The sequence below is a fragment of the Mycoplasmopsis meleagridis genome, from assembly GCF_900660695.1.
Lineage (GTDB): Bacteria > Bacillota_I > Bacilli_A > Mycoplasmatales > Metamycoplasmataceae > Mycoplasmopsis > Mycoplasmopsis meleagridis.
The window spans coordinates 191,551-212,448 of the sequence record NZ_LR215042.1; the positions used below are offsets into that span (position 1 = coordinate 191,551).

Sequence of the window (20,898 nt, forward strand, 5' to 3'; positions counted from 1 at the left end):
TTAAATGTAAGTTTTTAACTCACCCTTATAATAAATTTTTTCTATTATTGCTCCGCCTAGACATTTTTCTCCATCATAAAAAACAACATGTTGTCCAGGAGTAACTGCTTGAAAACCACTTGGATAATTTACCCTTACTAAATTATTTTCTAAAATTTCAATATTAACTTTAATATCTTTTTGTCTATATCTAAATTTTGCAGTTAAGTTATTTTTATCAAAATCATAATTATTAAGATTCAAATTTGATGCAATTAAAGAATCGGAATATAAATAGGAAGATTTAGAATTTGGCGCAACAAAGAGAATATTTTTTTTAACATCATGACCGCAAACATAGTAAGGTTCTTTCATTCCTCCTAGATTTAAGCCTTTTCTTTGCCCCAATGTATAGTAGTAGCATCCTTCGTGCTCCCCAATAATTTTATTAGTTGTAATATCAATTATTTTACCTTTTTGTGCAGGGATATAATTTTGTAAAAATTTAGTGAAATTTCTCTCACCGATAAAACAAATTCCTGTTGAATCTTTTTTATTTGCGGTTATTAGATTTAATTCCTTTGCTAATTTTCTAATTTCTTGTTTGTTATATTTAGCTAGAGGCATAATAACTTTTTCTAGTTGTTCATAACTTAATTGAGCTAAAAAATAAGTTTGGTCTTTCTCGCTATCTTTTGCTCTAAATAAATGACCATTAATAACATTTGCATAATGTCCCATAGAAATATAATCAGCATTTAAATTATTGAAAGCATAATTTGCAAAAGCTTGAAATTTTATGTATTTATTACAGAAAATATCTGGATTAGGTGTTCTGCCTTTTTTATATTCTTCAATAAAATTAGTAAAAACGTCAGATCAATATTCTTTAATAAAATCAACTCTATGTAATTTTATATTTAATTGTTTAGCAACTTTTAAAGCGTCTTGATAATCTTGTTCTTGTGGACAAATATTTTGATTTATATTTTCATTTCCAAGAAAATCATTATTCAAAGATGAATCTCAATTTCTCATGAATAAACCTTCAACATCATATCCTTCTTTTTTAAGCAAATAAGCAGCAACAGAAGAATCCACTCCTCCAGACATTCCTAAAATAACTTTTTTAGCCATTATTCTCCTAAAAATTAGCGCAAATATTATTGATTTATTTTTACGATTTGTTTAAATCATATTTATAGTCATAGTTTAATTTATTTGTAATTTCTTCAATACTCATTTTATTTATTTTCAAAATTTGGTAAGCACAAAGTTCAAAAAATCTAATTACAAAGGAAAGATGCATATCATTTTGCATAGAAAAATTGAAATATAAATTATTTTTATATTCTTTGTAATCTATTACATTTTCTAAATCATCAACAATATTAAAAATAATATTTATTTCTTTATTTCTTGATTCAATAAATTCTAAATAATTGATAATGTATGAATTATTTTTGTTCAAATTAATAAATAATTGTTTAATTCAGTTTATAAAAGATTTTAATCTTTCATCGTTTGTAATTAAATTTATATTTTTGTATTTCGTTGTAGTAAAAATACTATAGAAAAAATTTAGATCAAATTTCGAAAAGAAATTATTTGCTAGTGATAATCCCTTATCATATTCATTTAAGTCAAAATTATCAAAAATATATTCGAAATTTAAACCTTTTAGCAAAAATGAAGAAGAAAATTTCCAATTTATTAAATTTTCAATTTTTTGTTTATTATTTTCACTTTTAATTAAAGCAGTAAATTTAATTTTTTTATTATTTTGGAAAAATAAATCTTCATTTAAGGCTATTTTTTGGGTTAAATTAATTTTTTTTAATGTTTGTTTTTCAAAATTAAAAGTATGAACCGGAGTAATAAAAAGTTGATTTAATTCATTATAAATTAATGCCAAAAAATCATCGTAATCATTGTCTGTTAAAAATGTAATATAAACATTATTATTTAAATTTTTGTAAATAAAGTTTTCTTTTTTACTAGGTCTTAACAACAAAATATTTTTAGTTAGTGATTCAGAAGATGTTTCTTCATCAAAAAAAAGAATATTATTCTTGCTTTTTTTAAAAATAGCTCTTAGCGAAACAAAATTTTCAATATTTGTCTTTAAATAGACTGGACAAATGATTAAATAATTACTAATAGTATTAGTTTTTAAAGCATCAATATCAAAATAATTTGATTTATTAATTTTGTCTAGTGATTGAAATATTAATTCAGTTTCTTTAAAATTTTTGTCTAAAAAGTTTTCTTGATTATTTTCTATATTTTCTTCTTCATTTTCTTCCTTTTCATATTTATTATTTTGCGATAAAAATTTTATAAAAATACTTGTTCAGTAAAATAAAGCAATTAGAGAACCTAATTCATATTCATTAGATTCTTCAATATTTATTTCTATTAAATCACCATCTCTATTATTTCTACTTAGTTCATTGATTAAAGAATTTTTATAACTATTTATGTAGTCATTTAAATTATTATATTCATAGTCAAAATCAATTTCTTTTTCATTTTTTTCATTGAGCAATAGGAAGTTGAAATTTTCTTTCTTTAAGTTCAAAACAAAAATTAAATCAGTATTTTTAACATTATTTTCTAGAACTGTTAAATCTTTAGGTAAATCCAAGATACATACATTTTTATTTTTGATTTCACTACGAATAAAGAAATTTGCAAAAAGTTCGTTGAGATAGTGACATTTTTTATCTAAGGCAACGAAAAAATTTTGATTGTTTAAATTAGCTTGTGAATAATATAAAAATAATGCTAATTTCATTGCTTCATTGTGTTCTTTATTTTGTTTAAGGACATAATAATTATTTAAAAATTTATTAGCATAATTTTTATAACCATCTAGAATTTGCTTTATGTCTATACCCTTTAGATAAAGTAAAAGTAAATTAATTTCGTTGAAAAAAGAGTATTTTTCATCGCTTTTTAAAGGCATATTCAAATGTTCAAGATAAAAAAATTTTTTACTTTTATCACCAACAATATTATTTTTTAAAAAATCGTATAAAACTTTTTTGCCTATTGAAAAATAATTATTATTTTTTGAATATTTGTTGATAAATTCTATAACTTTACTTATGAATAGTTTATTTAAATTACTGCCGTCTAAAGCAAAGATAATATTATTCACATAATTTTTTTTGCTATTTAGAAAAAAATGACTATAAATGTTAATTAGCGTTTTTTCGTTTAAATTAGTGAAATCTTCTTCAATAATAAATTTAAAATTTAATCTATCATTTTCTAACAAATCATTACTTAAGAGAAAATTACTAGCAGCTTTAAAGTTCAAGTAATTTTTTTTATTAGTTATTATTACTAAGTCATTATTTTTTTTCGATTTAAGTATATTTTTAACTAACTTAGTTAGATTATTAAAACTACTTTCAGCAGATTGTGAATAATTTAAAACTAATTGATGAAAAAAAGTAGAACTCAAATCATCGAGTTGTTTATATCTAATTCCATCAAGAATTCTTCTTATTTTTTCTTTGCTTCTATATTTATAGAATTGAAAATTATCTCTTATTATAACTTTAATCATTTTGGTTATCTATTTCTATTGAATTTTTTAAAGTTTCAAAACCATGTTTGGTTTCAATAATTTTAGCTGTAAATGGTGAACGAGAAAATAAAGGATGTAGTAATTTAAAATTTCCAATAGCATTTTCTTTATTGAATTCTTCAATAACGAAATTTATTTTTTCGCCTACTATAAATTCCTTTGTTAAATCTTTTTTCTTTCAATCGGTAACCTTGCTAAAGGGAATAGAAAAAAGTCTTCCTCTTGTACTTTTGACTACAAGATTTTTCTTACTGATTGAAACTATTTTTCCATAACAAATATCACCTTTTTTCTGCATAATTATATTATTATATATTATTATGAAAATAGTTTTTGATTTCTAATTTTTAAACTTATTAACCTATAAAACAGGCTTATTCGTAAAAAAATTATCTTAGCTACTAATTATAAAAGCTAAATTACTTTTAATAGTATAATATAAATATATTTAGACCCAGAAATTTAATTACAATAACAAATGAAAGAAAAAGGTAGTAGATATGAAAAGACTTTTGTGTTACTATGAGAAAAAGCAAGATGCAACATATCCATGATTGTTAAAACATCCAAAAATTAAATCAGGTCTTGCTAAATTCAAAACTAGACAAGAAGCAATACAGTGATACATGTTGCTTAAATTTGAAACTTCCATATGATTCCAAAATGATCAAAAAATTTTCGGCGGTCAATTGTCAATTGATAATGAAGATGACTCATGATACAACTATGTTAAAGTTTCAGGTTTTGATGGTGGTGAAACTTATGAAGGTGTTTGTGATGAATTTGGAATTGATCCAAGAACTTTCCAGTATGATTATGCTACAGCAGAAAAAAGATTAAAAAATTTAGATTTTGTTCTTTTGCATGATCCATATACTTATTTCCCACCTGAATTAGAAATTTCTAAAAAATCTCGTAAGGAAATGCTTGATATTGACAAAGTTAATGAACTTTTAGCCCAAAGAGAAAAAGAAATTAAGGATCAACACGAACAAGAACTTCAAGAAAAAGAAGAAGAAATTATTGACCTAAAAAAGGAACTTCAAGAAAAAGAAGACACTACTACTGAAGTTATTGTTGAAAATAGAGAAACTAGAATCGGTTATTCAGTATATTATAGAAATTTTGCTGATTTGGATGTTGATAAGCAACTTGATGCATTGGCGCTTTACTACACAAAAATTAGGGACTTAACTAAAAAATTAGAAACACAACAAATTTCTTCTTCCGATTATGAAAGAATTACTAGAAATTTTGAATTAGTTTCATTATCAGTTAAAGATTATTCACAGAAAGTTGACGAAGAAACTAAAGATTTACTTACAAAGTTAGCTGAACAATTTAACAGAATTAAATCTGATTTATTTTCAAAGTTATCTAAAAACGAAAGATTAACTAATATCCCTGAACATTTTGCATATGTTTTTGATGAAGATAAAGAACAAAAAGTTTCTGTTGCATATGAAACTTCTTATGTTCTAATGGGTATTGCACATGTTGGTTTCATTGAAGAAAGCAAATACGAATATCCAATCGATTATATAGTTGACCCTAATAAATATGGTGTAGCAATTATTAGTTTAAAAGACGTTTTTGAAAAAGTTGAACCTCTTCCTCAACCAGAGCCAGTTTACACAAAACCAGAACCACAATCACAATTACAACCGCAAGCATCAGAAAATATTAGAATCGATGATATGCCTGAATTTTGAACTGGTAAAATACAACCTCAAACTTTAGAATATATCGATAATTACCAATTGCTTCTAGACAAAAATAATATCCACAAAAGAAAAAGATGACATACAGCTTGATTAATTGCTTTAGTACTTCTATTAGTTGCTGTTGGCATTATTCTTGTTTTAGCAATAGTTCAATTGGCTGACGGAACCCAAATATTTAAACTATAATTAACTATAATTTCTAAAAGCCGTTAAAGGCTTTTTTATTCTTTTTATAATTCTTTGTGAGGATTGATGGAAAATGTAAAGAAGAATTTAAATAAAATTATTAATCATCTTAAAGCTAGTGGCTTTGTTTTTCAAGGTAGCGAAATTTACGGAGGATTAGCAAATACTTGAGATTATGGACCTTTAGGAACAATTTTAAAGGATAACATTACAAAAATTTGGAAAAGAGAATTTATCTTTAAAGAAAGTAATAATTATCTTTTGGATTCAAAAATTTTAATGAATCCTCAAGTATGAATAACTTCTGGACATGTAGGAAATTTTAATGACCCTTTAATCGAAAATAAAGTTAACGGGAAAAGATATCGTGCAGATAAATTAATTCAAGAAATAAATCCTTCTCTTATTCCTGAAAAAATGTCTTTTGAACAAATGAAAGATTATCTTGTTGAAAATTTGCCTACTTATGAAAATAGTAAAACTAATTGAGGAGAAATTAAACATTTTAATTTAATGTTTGAAACTAAACAAGGAGTTGTCGAAAATAAGAAAAATCTTATTTATTTACGTCCTGAAACCGCTCAAGGAATAATAATTAATTTTAAAAATGTTCAACGTAGTATGCGTTCAAAATTGCCTATGGGAATAGGACAAATTGGAAAAAGTTTCAGAAATGAAGTAACACCAGGAAATTTTATTTTCAGAACCAGAGAATTTGAACAAATGGAACTAGAAATTTTTTGTAAACCAGAAAATGCTGAAAAAATTTACAAAAAATATATTGAAAAAGCGCTTAATTTTGTTAATTTGTTGGGTCTAAAAAAAGCAAATATTCGTTTAAGAGAACACGAAAAAGAAGAACTAGCGCATTATTCAAAAGGAACAGTTGATATAGAATATTTATTTCCTTTCGGATGAGGAGAATTATTAGGAATAGCCAATAGATCAGATTTTGATTTAAAATCTCATATGAATGCTACGAATGAATCTTTAGAATATCTAGATCCTTTAACTAATAAAAAATATATTCCTTATGTTATTGAGCCTTCTATGGGTTTAGATAGATTAATGTTTGCTTTAATTATTGATGCCTATGATGAAGAATTAGTAGAAAATGAAGAAAGAATTGTTTTAAGGTTAAATAAAAATTTAGCGCCATATAAATTTGCAATCTTGCCTCTTGTTAAAAAACTTAACGAAAAAGCAAGCGAAATATTTAACAACTTACTAAATTCAAATATTTCAGTTACTTATGATGAAAATGGTTCAATAGGTAAGAGATATAGAAGACAAGATTCAATAGGCACTCCATATTGCATTACAATTGATTTTGAAACTCTAGAAAATAATACTGTCACTATTAGAAATAGAGATAGTATGGAACAAAAGAGAATAAGTGTTGCTGAAATAATTAAATTTTTATAAAATTTTTAAAAATTTTGGATGATAGTTATGAATGTTAGGTTAGGACTTTATCAAAAAATATTAGAAGTTAGTGATATTGTTGAAACAATTAGCGAATTTTTGTCATTAAATAAAAAAGGCAGAAATTATAATGCTATTTGTCCTTTTCATTCAGATACTTCTCCTTCTTTATCAATTTCTCCTGAAAAACAAATTTTTAAATGTTTTTCTTGCAATACCAGCGGAAACTCTATTACTTTCGTTGAAAAGTATAAAAAAATTAGCACAACAGAAGCAATGAAATATTTAGCTAACAAACATAATATTGATGTTAGTTTATTAGAAGAAGAAAATATTTCTTATTATTCTGAAAGGCAACAAGAAGAAATTAGTTTTTTAGAAAGAGTGAATAATTTTTTCAAAATAGAATTAATTAAGGAACAATTTGATACAAAAATTTACAATTTTTTACTTGCGAGAAAACTAAATAAAGATATTTTAGATAAATTTGATATTGGTTTTGCAAGAGAAAAAAATTTTGAAATTGTTTTTAAAAATGACATTTTAGAAAATGATGACATTTTATATAAAACTTCTTTAAAAAATGATTCTGATAATTTTACATTCAATAATCGCATTACTTTTGCTATAAGAAATGAACATGGTGATGTTATTGGCTTTAGCGGAAGAGTATTAGATGATTCTAAGCCTAAATATGTTAATAGTGCTGAAAGTAGTGTTTTTCAAAAATCTAGAATTCTTTATAACATTTCTAATGCTTTGAGTAATGATATAAATGACGAATTAATTATTTGTGAAGGTTTTTTTGACGTTATTGCTCTTTATAAAGCAGGAATTAAAAATGCAGTTGCTTTAATGGGAACGACGCTAAGCAAAAATCATTTAAGTTTAGTTAAAAATAAATCAATTGTTTTATTTTTAGATGGCGATGAAGCAGGTATAAATGCGACATTGAAAAATGCCTATTTCCTCCATAAAAATGGCTTAAAAGTAAAAATAGTAAACAATGAATCGCAAGAAGATCCAGATGAAATATTAAATACAAGAGGCGAGGAATATTTACAAAAATTAGTTGAACAAGCAAGTAATTTGCTGGATTATTTATATGATTTTTTAATTAAAAAATATAATTTAAAAACTAATGGATCAAACAATTTTGATAAAGTTGAAAAATTTGCTTTAGAACTTAAAGAATATCTAAAATATGCGTCTAAAAATGAAGCAGATTTTTATAGAGAAAAAATTCACAAAGAATTTAATTATTTATTGGAACCATTTTTAATCGAAAATAATAACTCTTCTAATTCTTTTGAAATTGAAGAAAACATTTTTTTAGAAAATCAAAATCCAATTGATTTAGCAATTGAAAATAATATTGACTGAATTGACAAATTATTCATTCTAATAATAATGTATCCTAATTTAAAAGATATTTTTATAAGAGATATTGTCAGCAAAACTTCTAAAATACTTTTCAATTTTAATCACTTAAAAAACAAAGAATTTAAAGAAGAGTTTTTTTACTTTATTAAAAATAGTTCGTTAGAGGAATTTAATCTTGATAGGAATAACTTTCTTGAATTTTACAGTGATGAAAAAAGTTTAGATTTCATTAGAGAAGTTAGATACGTTTTGAATAAATATGTTGATTCTGATAAATTAAATAATGAATTAATTAGTCTTTATGATCAAACCTTACAAAGAGCCTTGGAATTAAATGATAAAACAGTAAATTATGAAACAGTGAATTCAGTTTCAAGAAAAATAAGAAATCAAGAAAAAAAAATAATTGGGAAAATGTTTTTTAAAAAAATCAGTATTCAAAGAAATTCTAGATATGAAAGGAAAGTAAATAATAATGCCGAAAAAAAGTAAAGAAATAATTGAAAAATCAGGTCTTGATACAATTATTGATTTGTTAAAAGGCCAAATGAAGAAAAAGAAGAAAAAATTTTTAAGTCAAGAGGAAGTTTATGATTATCTTGATAAAATCCATGTGCAAATCGAAGAAAACGAAATGGATGAAGTTTTTTCTACTTTGATGAAGCAAAATATACTTCTAAATGAAGTCGATTTAGGTGATGAAGATTATGTAGGCAAAGAAGATTTCGAGAACGAAAATATTCCTGATTTTGATTTAGAAGAAATTGATGATTTTGAAAATAGTAATGAAATAACTATTGATGAAACAGATAATAACGATGATGATGACGATGATGATTATTCTGACGAAAAAGACTATAAAAAAGAAAAAAAAGAACTAAAATACGAAGAAGATTTTTCTGACTATGATCCAGAAATGAGCGGTTATTTAGATAGTTATGGTTATGATGATGAAGAGGAATATAACTATGACGATGACGATGATTATTCTGACGAAAGTAGTTACGCAGACGATGAAGATGATGAAGAAGAAAAAGAAAATATCAAAATTAAAAACAAAAAACATACCGCTAATTCCTTAATTCTAGAAGAATATGATGACAAAGAAATCACTCTTGAATTAGAAGAAAATAATCTAAAAAGTGCAAAAGAATTAAGAAACAAACTTACTGAAACAAACGATATTGTCAAATGATACATGCGTTGAATAGGCAAATATGGCAAACTTTTAAGCAAGGAAGAAGAAGAAATTCTTGCTAAAGAAATGAATAAAGGCGGCTTTAGGGGAAAGAAAGCTAGAGATAAATTAATTAAAAGAAACTTACGGCTAGTTATTAATAATGCAAAAAAATATAAAAACAGAGGCCTTAGTTTTATTGACTTAATTTCTGAAGGAAATTCTGGAATTTTAAAAGCTGTTAAGAAATATAATGTTGAAACAGGTTTTAAATTTTCAACATATGCAACCTGATGAATTAGACAAGCTATAACAAGAGCAGTTGCTGATCAAGCAAGAACAGTTAGAGTACCAGTACACATGGTTGAAAACATTAATAAATTAAGTAAAGTTGAAAGAGAATTACAACAAGAATTAGGACATCAACCTACCGATGAACAAATTGCCGAAAGATACGGAAAAGGTTATGATGCTAATAAAGTTAGATATATAAGAAAAATTAACATTGACCCAATTTCTCTAGATAAACAAATTGGTAAAGAAAATGATTCTTCTTTTAGTGACTTTGTAAAGGATGAAAATGTTATTAATCCTATTGAATACGCTTCAAACGAAGAATTAGTAGAAAATTTAAATGAAATACTAAAAAAAGTTCTAGATACTTCTGAATATGAATTAATTTGTAAACGTTATGGAGTAGGCGAAAATCCTAGAAATAATAACAATAAATATAGAATTTATTCTCTAGAAGAATTATCTAATGAAAGAGGCGTTTCTAAAGAGAGAATTCGTCAAATTGAAAATAAAATCCTAAAGAAAATTAAAAACAATTCAACTTATGGCAAATTATTAAAGGATTTTGTTAAATAAAATATGCAAATTAGAAAATTATGCAATTATCTATTTGAACTTTACCCATTAGAAAATAAAGAAATTTGAGATCCTAGTGGTTTTTCTGTGAAATTTAATTTATCGGAAAAATTAAAAGCAGTAGTGAGCGCAATTGATTTAACAAATGAAGTTTTAGAAAAAGCTTTAGCTCTTGATGCTAACTTAATTTTAGTTCACCATCCTTTTAGGTTTTATCAAACTTGAGAAGAAGAATATGAAATTGCTCCTTACAAAAAAGAAATATTAACAATTTTAAAAGCAAAAAGAATAAATGTTCTTGCTTTTCATACTAATTTTGATAATGCTTCTTTTGGAACATCTAAAAGAATTGTCGAGAAATTAGGTTTGGAAAATTATTTGATAGCTTCACAAAATCCTTACGCCGCTTTTATTAAATATTCAACTACACCAAACAAACTTATTGAAACAATTAAAAATAAATTGAATTTACATTCTTTTAGAAGCAATTTAAATTCAAGTGAATTAAATCAAGAAATTAAAAATTGTGTTGTTTTTTCTGGTTCAGGTTCGGCTATTGAAATTAATCAAATGAATTTAGAAGGTGTTGATTTATTTATAACTAGTGACATTAAATGGAGTGATTGAATTAACTATAATCAAGCTAAAATAAAAATTCTAGAAATCCCCCACCTTGATGAGCAAGTTTTTTCAAATGTCATAAAAAATGATGTATTAGACTATTTTAAAGGGAAAAAAGTAAATATTAATGTGGAAACTGTTGAACTTAAAGAACAGTACCACAACGTATAGTTTTTTATAAAAATAAATTTTTTATCATTTTTATTTATAATATTTATTAATATATTAGAAAAATAACTTTGTAAGGATGATTATGGCAAAAGAAATAAACAACATTGAACTTGATAAAGAAGTTAAAAACTACCATGTTACGCCTAAAAAAGGTAGTGATGAATGACAAGTAAAAGGAGCTGGAAATGAAAGAGCCACCAAGTTATTTCCAACTCAAAAAGAAGCAATTGCTTATGCTAGATCATTAGCAGAAAAAAGATTTGGAACAGTTTATGTTCATGGCGAAAACGGAAGAGTAAGAGATTCTTACAAATACGCTAATAAAAAACCTACTACTAACAATAAATAAAAAACATGAAGAAATTTTTAAAGAGTTTATTTTATATTTGTGAAATTGTTTTGTTTTTAGCTCTTATTACTGCTATTTTCTATTTCACATATGTATTAACATTTAATTTCTTCATTTTTTTTGTATTTGCAGCGTATATAACTAATATTTTTGTTGCGCTAGTTCTTTTTAATCAAATTAGATCAGAAGCTTCCAAACTTTCTTGATTAGTTGTTTTTATCATTTTCCCTTTGATAGGCGAATTACTATTTTTTACTTTTGGCAATAAATATAAAAACAAAAAAGAAAAAAAATTAATTCAAGAAAATAAATTTAATTTGAATCACTATAAAAAGTTTTTAAACGAAGTTAGCAATTATTCTGAAGATTTAGTTTACTTTAGAAATCTTAATAAAAGTTTAGTAATGAAGGGAAATTATGAATTTTTCCATCATGCTAGTGATTATTTTGAAGAATTATTTAAAGCTATTAGAAACGCTAAAAAACATATTTTTATTATGTCTTATATTATCAAACCTGGCGAAATATTACAGGAATTTTTAGACATATTAATTCATAAAGCTGCTCAAGGAATAAAAATTTATTGATTAGTAGACGACTTTGGCAGTTTTCTTGTTAATAAAAATAAATATTTTCGCGATTTATTAGCCAATGGCAATATAGAAATAGTTTTTATTTCTAAAGTTTTTTTTCCTTATATACATTCTCAAAATTTTTATCGTAATCATCAAAAGTTCTATATTATTGACAGCAATATTGTTTTTGCTGGTGGTTGCAATTTAAGTGATGAATATGTTGGTTTGTCTAAAAAATATGGCGATTGAATAGATTTTAATTATTCTTTAATTGGAGATGCAGTTAATTCTTATATTCTCTTATTTTTAAGAGCATGAACTTTATGAGGCAATAAAAATACTACTTTAAGTTTGAATGCTTTAGAATTTTTTAACAAAATTAATTTTGATAAAGAAAAATTAAACGCTAATTCAATTTTAACTTTAGATTCTCCAGCGTATGATACAAGTTTTCTTGAATATAACCTTTTAGGTTTAATTACAAAAGCAAAAGAATCCATTAAAATCGTTACTCCTTATTTCTCAGTGCCAGCTTCTTTATTTAATGCACTAAAAATGATGCTTCTTTCTAATGTTGAGGTAGAAATTTATTTTCCATCTTTCCCTGATAAAAAAATCATTTGAAATACAAGTATAAATTTTTTGAAACGTTTAATTCCTTTCGGGTTAAAAATTTATTTATACAAAGATAGTTTTATTCATTCTAAATGTGGTTTAATAGACAATAAAATAGCGTTTTTTGGCTCTTCCAATATGGATATGCGTTCTATGTATGCTCAATATGAATTAATGGATATTATCGAAGGTAAAGCAGTAGAAGAAGTAGTTGAAATTATTAGTAATTATAAGGATAATTCATATCTATATAACGACAAAAATAGCAAAAATAAAAACATCATTAAAGATACTTTTTATGAAACAATTAGACCACTAGCATAAAAAAATAAAAGAAGAAATTCTTTTATTTTTTAGTTATATTTGTTTAATTCTTTTGTAAATTTTTCAAAATCTACTTGGTCTTTAATTTGGTTATTAATTTGTTTGTAAATAACTTTGTTATTTTTATCTAAAATAAACATTGCTCTGTTAAGTAAGTGAATTTCGTCAACAAGCATACCTAATTGTTTAGCAACTAAAAGTTCATAATAATCAGAATACATTTCAACTTTACCAGTAGGATGGATATTTTTATAATCACCTAAAGCAGTTGGTAGATCCGCTGAAAAAGAAATATAATCAAAATTAGGCATTTTTTCACTAATTTTTCCTAATTCTAAAATTTGCATGTCACAAACTGAAGTATTAATTGAAGGAAAAGTGGCTAAAACTGCATATTCATGTTGTCTTGAAACTTCTTCTTGAGCTAATGAGCCCGCTTTTGCTCCTTTAAGAACTAATTTAGTATCCAAAGATACTTCTTCTCCCTGTAAATGAAGAGTGTTTTCTCCCATCAAAACTGTTCTCATTTTCAATCTCCTTTTCTAAATATATATAAATAATAACATAAATAGAAAAAGTTAATTTAATACTTAAAAAATAATTAAAATTACGCTTTTTGCTAATTTCGTTAAAAAAAAAAAAAAAAATAACGTCAAGGTTATTTTTTTATTTTAATAATTTTTTTTCAAAACATAATTACCAGCAAAATGATAGGCAAAAGAATTGTTAGTAAAACACAAACGAAATAAATTTTCATTCACATTTTATTTAAATTCTTTTTATCCGTATTAATTTTTGAAGAAATTTCAATAGCTCTTTCGCCTAGAATATTATCTAAATCATTAATACGTTTTTTATCATATAGAGCTATAACAGTGTAAAAAATAACACACCCAGCTAAAGAAATACCACATAAAGAGCAAACTAAAATTGTATTACCAAAAGCATTATCCAAAATATTTATCCAGTTGATTGAGAGGAAAAAAGCTGAATTTTCTTTGCCTAATATTCATGTGCCAGAAGAATAAAGTCCATAAATAATTAGAGCAAAAATACCTACATAGGTAATAAGAAAAATGTTTGTTCAAAGCAGGTTAACATTTTTTAAAACAATTGAACGATATGTTTTTTCAAAAATTACTTCGTTACCAATATAATTTCCGTCTCTTGCATTTTCTCTAAGATTAATTTGAGTTTTTTTTCATGCAATTTTTTGAATTAAATTTTTGGTACCAAATGTAAAACTAAGAAAAATGATAAAACCTAACAATATTTTATATCCTACATAATTAGTTTCACTAAAAACTCCTATTTGCAAGCAAATAAGTATCATTAAAATTGAAGCAATAATTAGAATTGTAAAAGCAAAAGATAAAAGTAAGGTATGAAGAAACTTTTCTTTTTTAATAACTTTCATAGTGCTTGGATTTAATATCCCGTTTGGATCGCGATATTTTGCATCACTATTAGAAGCAATATTTAAATTCTTACTATTTTGTACAATTTCAATATTTTTAGTATTTTCGATAGGTTGATATTTGTTTTCCCGCAAATTTCCTCCTTATTAGTGATATAGTTATCATTTTACTAAAAATAGCAAATTTATGCTATTAATAGATATTTTTAACTCTAAATCATTCTAATTAATTTCTTTATCTTTCAGAGTAATTATGTATAATTATGGCGTTAAATTAGGAAGGATACTATGCAGAAAATGCAGATAAAGAATTTTTTAATGTATGTAATCTTTGTTAAAATGGCATTTTTTGCTGGTATTTTTTCGTACAATTTTATTAACCGTGTTATTAAAAATATTAAAAACGATAAGATGGTTAATAAAATCATCTATTGTTAATTTTCACTTATTTAATATTTTACTAAAAACACTATAAACAAGCCTTTTACGTAAAACAAGGTTAATATAATTTGATTTAACTAATTAAAATATATAAATTAATAATATTATTAAATATAATATTGATGTTTTTAATATATACAAGTCATTATTCCTTTTTATAATCATTTTTTACTAATAATGACTTGTATATAAATTCAGGAGAAATATGAAAAATAAAAAGAAATTGCTTATTTCTTTATCATCATTGACTCTCGCATTATCACCTTTAACTGCATTAGCAGTTTCTTGCACTGAAGATGAAAGTATTGTGACAAAACATCAGTGGGTATTTAGTTACAATACGCCATATAGTGCTAAAGGGTTTCCTTACGATGAAAGTAATGGCTATGGAGGATTTGTTACTCCAAAGCAAGCGTACTATACGCTTCCATTATCTAGATTGCAGGGATTAAGTCAACCTGAAATTGACGTTTATGGTGTTAAAGAAGGCAAAAATGTGCCTGAGATTAAAAAGTTAATTGTTAAGCCGACTTTTGTCAAAAGAAAATTAGAAGCAGCTAAGGCAATTATTTTAACTTTAAAAGATGGCACAGTTAAAATTTATGATAACGATAAGGCCGATATTTATCCAGAACCAGATTTAGAAGTTATGGATCAGTTAGATAATGTTACTAAAAAAGGTTATAGAAACATTAGTTCTAATGTTACTTCTAATGATCCTAGGTCTATTAACAACATTTCATTTAATCATGATTTAACTAACGCTAAAGAAATGCAGTTTGTAATTAGAGACAACGTAAAATACGTTGATAAAAATGGTAATGAGACTAAATATAATGTTACGCCAAAAGATTTCTACTATTCATGATTAAGAACATTTTTATTAACCACTTTAGAGAGAAGAAATAATGGTGGAAGCGAAGCATTAGACAATTTTGTGAATGGTAATTTATTAGAAACCGGAAGTAATTACTTTACCAATACCGTTTCTTATCCTAATAGCTATCTTTTCTCATTTATTGGTATTGACTATAATAGCTTTGCTGATGAAAATAAATTTTTAAAAACCTTAGATAGCAGCATAACTAGCAATTTGGGTGTTGATCCAAATACTAAAGCAGTAACAATTGCTGGTGTTGAAAATGCAGATTTTTACGATTTTACAACTCTTTTCAATAGTTTAATTATTAATGATTTAACTTTTATGCCAGCTCCTTCGGAATATATTGATGATGTAAATAATAAAATTGTAAATATCATTAATAGTTATAAACAAGACAATCCTAATGTTGATTTATCTCAATTGAGTGCAGAAATAGAAAAAAGTGATCCTAAGTATTCTCAACAGCAAGAAGCTCTTAAGAAGTTAGGCGATTATGCCATAAGTAAAGGGCTAAACGAAATTTATACTTACAATAGTAAAAATTTAACTGAAACACCGGAACTTTTGGGTAAATTTCTAGCTCTTTTAAGTCAAATAGATCAAAATAGTAAAACTTTCAAAAGTGGAACATATTGATATGGTATTTCAATTGACAACACGCTTTTTGCTGGTCCTTACTATCCAAAAGGTTTTTCAAATCTCAAAGAAACTTTTGCTAAAAATCCTTACTTTTATGACAAAAGTTTTGTTAATGCAAAAGATACAATTAACGAAGTTGAATTATCTTTTGTAACTCGGCCAATTAATGCTTTAGATTTTCAAACTAGACAATTTAATCAATATAATGTTGGCGATTTAAGCAGACTTAGCTTTTCATCATTATCTACTAGCCAAAAAACTTCTATTATTTCTAAAAATTCAAAAGAAACTGGTCTTAGATATAGTCAAGTATTTAACGAAAAAACTCCTTATTATCGTAGAGCACCTTTAGCTTTTGCCTATGAAAATGAAAATGGCAGCGAATATTATTCATTTTCGGATACATATTCTTTACTCAATTGGGGAGTAAATAAAGAAGATTTAGGGAAAGGTTTAGCTAATCCTTCAACTTTTATTGATGGTTTAGGTTTAAGTTTTAGAACAATTTTAAATGCTGCTATAAACTATGCTTATCTTGCCGAAACTGAGTCAAATAGTCTTGCGACAGCTTTTGTTGGTAATGTTGCAATAGATTCATTGTTGGGAGGAAGAGACCAAGATGAATCGCCTTATAAAAAGCCATTAGATGTTCTAGATAGAATTAATGTTCTTTATGCAATAGACGCTGACGGAAATAAAATTAATTTTGGTACTAATGAAAATCCTATTTACGAAGTATCAATGAAGGAGAACCAGCTTTTTGCATTAAATCAAAAAAATACTGAGGATAAATTAAAATCTAAGTATTTTGACAGATTACAAAAAGAAATGCAAAAAGTACTTGATAAATTCGATAAGTTATATCCTAAATATGCTGGTCAAGATTTTGTATTTGATTTGTACTATTTTTATACTAATCCATCTGAAAATATCAAAAGATCTGGTACTTTTTTAGAGGAAATAATTAACAAATTAAATAGTCGTTTAAAACCTAAATTTTCTTATGGAGATGTTTCAACTCCAGCTGCTTATAAAAGATATTTTGACCTTAATATTCGTGGAGCTAACGGAACAAATAGAGTTGCTTGAGGAGTTGATTATACAACTTCAATTGGATCTAGCTTCGACGGTTTATCATGAAATGGTGAACTTATTCCAACTCTAACTTATATTTATGCTAATAGAGAAAATCCTACTTTAAAAAATGCTTTTCCACAGCTAGTAAATGCTTCTGTTGAATTGCATAATTATGCAACTAGAAATAATCCTCATTGAGATGTGCCTTTTGATGAATTATATAAGGTTGCAGGACAAATTCTTATTGGTGATGCTTCAGTATTTGTAAAAAATAAATTCACTTTAAATAGTAAGAATAATAAGTATGAATTAGCCACAAAAACTACAAGCGATAATAAAACCACAGAAGTATTAAGAGAACCTAGTGAAGCTGCTCAAGCTATTGATCCCTTTACTTTTTCTGCTAAATTCTGATTACAATATTCTAAAGAATTAACCAACGAAGAACTTATCAAGTTGATAAAAGAAGTAGCAACATATTTAGGTTATGACTACTTTGCAGCAAACAAAAGAGCAATTAATCCTTTTACTGAATATTTAGTAAATCCAGGCTACATTATTACAGTAATTCCTGGACAAGATCAAGAATATATTTCTGATTGAAGAATAGCCACAAAAAATGACAAGGAAAATAATAATGAAGTTCAAAATAATTCCGCAAATTAACGAAGAAAGGACAGATGTATAATGTTTAAATATATTTTGCAAAGAATTTTTCTTGCTATTATTGCATTAATCATAATTTCTTTCTTTGTTTATGTTTTAGTAGCTGCCTTTGCTCCGGATCCATCACAAGCATTAGCGCAAAAAAGGCTTGATGCTGGCGGTTCAAGAGGCGAATCGTTAGATTCAATTATTCAAAAAATTCAAATTGAAAATAGTTTAAGTAGATATCCGGAAAACGCTCCCGACGGTAAAGCATTACAACCTATTCCTATTGTAGTGAGATATTTTAACTACTTAGATAGAATATTCCATGGCGATTTTGGTATGCCTATTGATCCTGACAATAATCCTAATCCAGATATCTATACTACTATGTTCAAATTATTCTTTATTCCTTTGAGATACACATTAATTATTTCTGTACCTGCTTTGATTTTTTCTCTTTTTGGAGGAATAGCAATAGGAGTATTTGCAGGGTATAAAAGAGGAAAATTATTTGATAGTATTTCTAACGTCATTGTTTTAATTTTTGTTGCTGTTCCTTCATTTATTCTTGCTCCATTATTTATTTCTATAGGTGTAAAATTAGGAATTTCACCAGTTGTTAAAGATTTAGATCGTTATAGTTTTTCTACCGTGTTTGTTTCATACTTACCGCCTATTATTGTTATTACTTTAACGTCATTATCAGCATATGTAATTAGTACTAGAAATATGGTTGTAACTGTTTTAACATCTAATTATATTCTGATAGCCAAAACTAAAGGTCTTAGTGCACCACAAATATTTTTCAAATATGTTTTAAGAAATATTTCGATTCCTTTATTCGGTTTAATTTTTGGTTCTCTATTAGGTCTTCTTAGTGGCTCAGTTATTATTGAACAATATTGAAATGTTCCCGGAACTAGCCAAGTTATTGTAAATAGTTTCTCAACTGGCGAAATTAATGTTATTATGTTCTCTACTTTATTCTTCACTTTAATAGGATTAATAGCCGCTATATTAACCGATGTAGCTTATGTTATTCTTGATCCAAAAATTACTTATAGTTCTAAATCAAAGAGAAATTACTCTTTATTCTTAAGATCTTATCTTGAAAGAAGAAAATTAGCTAAAGAACTATTTGCTGCTCAAAAACAAGCAGAAAGCGAGGTAGCTAATGGATAATAGAGTTAATGAATTTAACCGTAAATATCGTCTTAGCAATGAACTTTTAGACAAGATAAGATTTTCCACTGACGAAAATAAAAAAATCAGTAGTCAAATTGCTGGAAAACCTAAAAAATTAGGTATTGAAATAATTAAGAGATTTTTCTCAAATCCTGTAGTTATTATTTCTTTATTAGTTTTTGTAGTAGTTTTATTAATGTCAATTTTAGTACCGGTTTTTAGTAAGATAGATGATATAGCTCCTGACAAACAAGCTAGTGCTTTGGCATTTACAGAAAATTTACCTTCTAAATTATCACCTGACGTTGTAAGATACGTAAATGATGGTGATGCTTATTACAAAGCATACATTAATCTTAGTAATTCACCTTATGCTGATATTTATAATCGCTTTGGTCTTGATAAAATAAAACTAACTATTGACCAAGGTCAAATTATTATGAACTACAATGCATATACTTTTTATAAATTAAATGCTCTAAACGGCGATTTAGAAGAATTGGCAAGAAACGGTAAGGATGTTTTACAATTAAGTCAAAGTGAATTAAATCAATTATGAAATTCATATGATTTAAATAGTATTTTAGGAACTACAACAGATGGTTATGATGTTTGAACTAGAACATGATATGCTTCTTGAAGAGCAATTTGAATTGCTTTAGTAGTTTCAGTAATTCAAGCTTTAGTAGGTATTAGTTTAGGAGCTTATTTAGGTTTTAGAGCTGGAAGATGAATTGATAGTGTTGTAATGCGTTTAATAGACATTTTCACTTCAGCTCCAACATTAATTTGAATTTTAATTTTCATTTCAATTATGGGCTCAACACAATATGCACTAATTTTTGCTCTTTCAATTGTAGGTTGACCAGGTTTTGTTGGAACAGCTAGACTTTATGTCATAACTGTTAAAAATGAAGAATATATTTCAGCAGCTAAAGCTATTGGAGCAAAAACTTCTAGACAAGTATTTATACACGCATTACCAGCCGTTATAGGAAAATTAGTATATTCATTCGTTAGAAATATTCCTGGCATTATTCTTTGAATTTCATCACTTTCATTCCTTGGTTTCTTTAATGAAAAAGGCGATACAAACCTTGGCCAATTATTAATTGACGCAACTAGAACAACTAGCGAAAATATTTGAATTTTAGTCTTACCTGCCTTAATTTTATTAGCCATATCATTATCATTAGCATTTGTTGCATTAGGATTACACGATGCTCTAGATCCTAGAGTTATGGCGAAAAGAAAGAGAAGATAATTATGTTTAAATTTAAGAAAAATAAAGATGAAAATCTTGAAAATGATATTGAATTAAACGAAGATAATCTTTACAATTCTTCAAATGAAGAAGCAGACGACTATGCTGATTTAATTGAAGAAGAAAAACCTAAGAAAAAATTCAAATTATTCGCTAAAAATTCGAAACATGAAAATGAAGAAAATAAAGATGAAGACAATTTAGAAGATGATGAGATTTTAGAAGAAAAAGACGAAGTTAAACCTAAAAAATGATTTAGCTTCTTAAGTAGAAAAAACAAAGATGTAATTTCTGACGAAGAAGAAACAACTTTAGTAGAAGATAATAATATTTCACCAAGTGAA

Annotated in this window: 16 protein-coding genes; 11 read left to right on the forward strand and 5 right to left on the reverse strand. The window is 25.8% G+C overall.

The window, feature by feature from the left end:
• From mnmA to EXC33_RS00980, 3 genes are read right to left on the reverse strand one after another with little or no spacing between them, the layout of a single operon-like run.
• Entirely contained in the window at window positions 1-1,116 is a 1,116-nt protein-coding gene (gene mnmA, locus EXC33_RS00970; protein ID WP_046096941.1) for a tRNA 2-thiouridine(34) synthase MnmA, read from the reverse strand.
• 40 nt (window positions 1,117-1,156) lie between these two features.
• Window positions 1,157-3,556: a hypothetical protein gene (locus EXC33_RS00975; RefSeq protein ID WP_046096940.1), complete on the reverse strand. Its 2,400-nt coding sequence runs from the start codon at window positions 3,554-3,556 to the stop codon at window positions 1,157-1,159.
• Window positions 3,549-3,875, reverse strand: a complete 327-nt coding sequence (locus EXC33_RS00980) for a hypothetical protein (RefSeq protein ID WP_046096939.1) — start codon at window positions 3,873-3,875, stop codon at window positions 3,549-3,551. Before EXC33_RS00980 ends, EXC33_RS00975 begins: the two co-directional genes overlap by 8 nt.
• Before the next feature lie 202 nt (window positions 3,876-4,077).
• Between EXC33_RS00980 and EXC33_RS00985 the strand changes: the two genes are divergently transcribed.
• From EXC33_RS00985 to EXC33_RS01015, 7 genes are all read left to right on the forward strand, one after another.
• Window positions 4,078-5,487 (forward strand): MAG3090 family protein, encoded by a 1,410-nt coding sequence (locus EXC33_RS00985; RefSeq protein WP_052717019.1) that lies wholly within the window; start codon window positions 4,078-4,080, stop codon window positions 5,485-5,487.
• Between the two features lie 66 nt (window positions 5,488-5,553).
• Complete coding sequence (locus EXC33_RS00990; protein ID WP_046096938.1) at window positions 5,554-6,912, forward strand: glycine--tRNA ligase; 1,359 nt, start codon at window positions 5,554-5,556, stop codon at window positions 6,910-6,912.
• A 27-nt stretch (window positions 6,913-6,939) separates the two neighbouring features.
• Window positions 6,940-8,787, forward strand: a complete 1,848-nt coding sequence (gene dnaG / locus EXC33_RS00995; RefSeq protein ID WP_052717017.1) for a DNA primase — start codon at window positions 6,940-6,942, stop codon at window positions 8,785-8,787.
• The gene (locus EXC33_RS01000; protein WP_197722027.1) at window positions 8,771-10,342 is read left to right on the forward strand and encodes an RNA polymerase sigma factor; all 1,572 of its coding nucleotides are present in this window, start codon (window positions 8,771-8,773) and stop codon (window positions 10,340-10,342) included. The genes dnaG and EXC33_RS01000 overlap by 17 nt, the downstream gene beginning before the upstream one ends.
• A gap of 3 nt (window positions 10,343-10,345) precedes the next feature.
• Window positions 10,346-11,134 carry a Nif3-like dinuclear metal center hexameric protein gene (locus tag EXC33_RS01005; RefSeq protein ID WP_046096937.1) on the forward strand — a complete coding sequence of 263 codons (789 nt, stop codon included), beginning with the start codon at window positions 10,346-10,348 and terminating at the stop codon, window positions 11,132-11,134.
• 82 nt (window positions 11,135-11,216) lie between these two features.
• A complete protein-coding gene (locus EXC33_RS01010) occupies window positions 11,217-11,483 on the forward strand; it encodes a DUF2188 domain-containing protein (protein WP_046096936.1) in 267 nt (88 codons plus the stop codon).
• 5 nt (window positions 11,484-11,488) lie between these two features.
• A complete protein-coding gene (locus tag EXC33_RS01015; protein WP_052717016.1) occupies window positions 11,489-12,997 on the forward strand; it encodes a phospholipase D-like domain-containing protein in 1,509 nt (502 codons plus the stop codon).
• A gap of 29 nt (window positions 12,998-13,026) precedes the next feature.
• On the opposite strand, the gene EXC33_RS01020 is transcribed toward EXC33_RS01015, so the two are convergent.
• Complete coding sequence (locus EXC33_RS01020; RefSeq protein ID WP_052717014.1) at window positions 13,027-13,524, reverse strand: redoxin domain-containing protein; 498 nt, start codon at window positions 13,522-13,524, stop codon at window positions 13,027-13,029.
• 131 nt (window positions 13,525-13,655) lie between these two features.
• Window positions 13,656-14,549, reverse strand: a complete 894-nt coding sequence (locus EXC33_RS01025; protein WP_046096935.1) for an MSC_0882 family membrane protein — start codon at window positions 14,547-14,549, stop codon at window positions 13,656-13,658.
• Between the two features lie 153 nt (window positions 14,550-14,702).
• On the opposite strand from EXC33_RS01025, the gene EXC33_RS02785 reads away from it, so the two are divergent.
• From EXC33_RS02785 to EXC33_RS01040, 4 genes are all read left to right on the forward strand, one after another.
• Entirely contained in the window at window positions 14,703-14,852 is a 150-nt protein-coding gene (locus tag EXC33_RS02785) for a hypothetical protein (RefSeq protein ID WP_161792743.1), read from the forward strand.
• 208 nt (window positions 14,853-15,060) lie between these two features.
• Window positions 15,061-18,120, forward strand: a complete 3,060-nt coding sequence (locus EXC33_RS01030) for an OppA family ABC transporter substrate-binding lipoprotein (RefSeq protein ID WP_046096934.1) — start codon at window positions 15,061-15,063, stop codon at window positions 18,118-18,120.
• 21 nt (window positions 18,121-18,141) lie between these two features.
• Window positions 18,142-19,287 carry an ABC transporter permease gene (locus EXC33_RS01035; protein ID WP_046096933.1) on the forward strand — a complete coding sequence of 382 codons (1,146 nt, stop codon included), beginning with the start codon at window positions 18,142-18,144 and terminating at the stop codon, window positions 19,285-19,287.
• The gene (locus EXC33_RS01040) at window positions 19,280-20,554 is read left to right on the forward strand and encodes an ABC transporter permease (protein WP_046096932.1); all 1,275 of its coding nucleotides are present in this window, start codon (window positions 19,280-19,282) and stop codon (window positions 20,552-20,554) included. Before EXC33_RS01035 ends, EXC33_RS01040 begins: the two co-directional genes overlap by 8 nt.
• The last annotated feature ends 344 nt before the right edge of the window (window positions 20,555-20,898 follow it).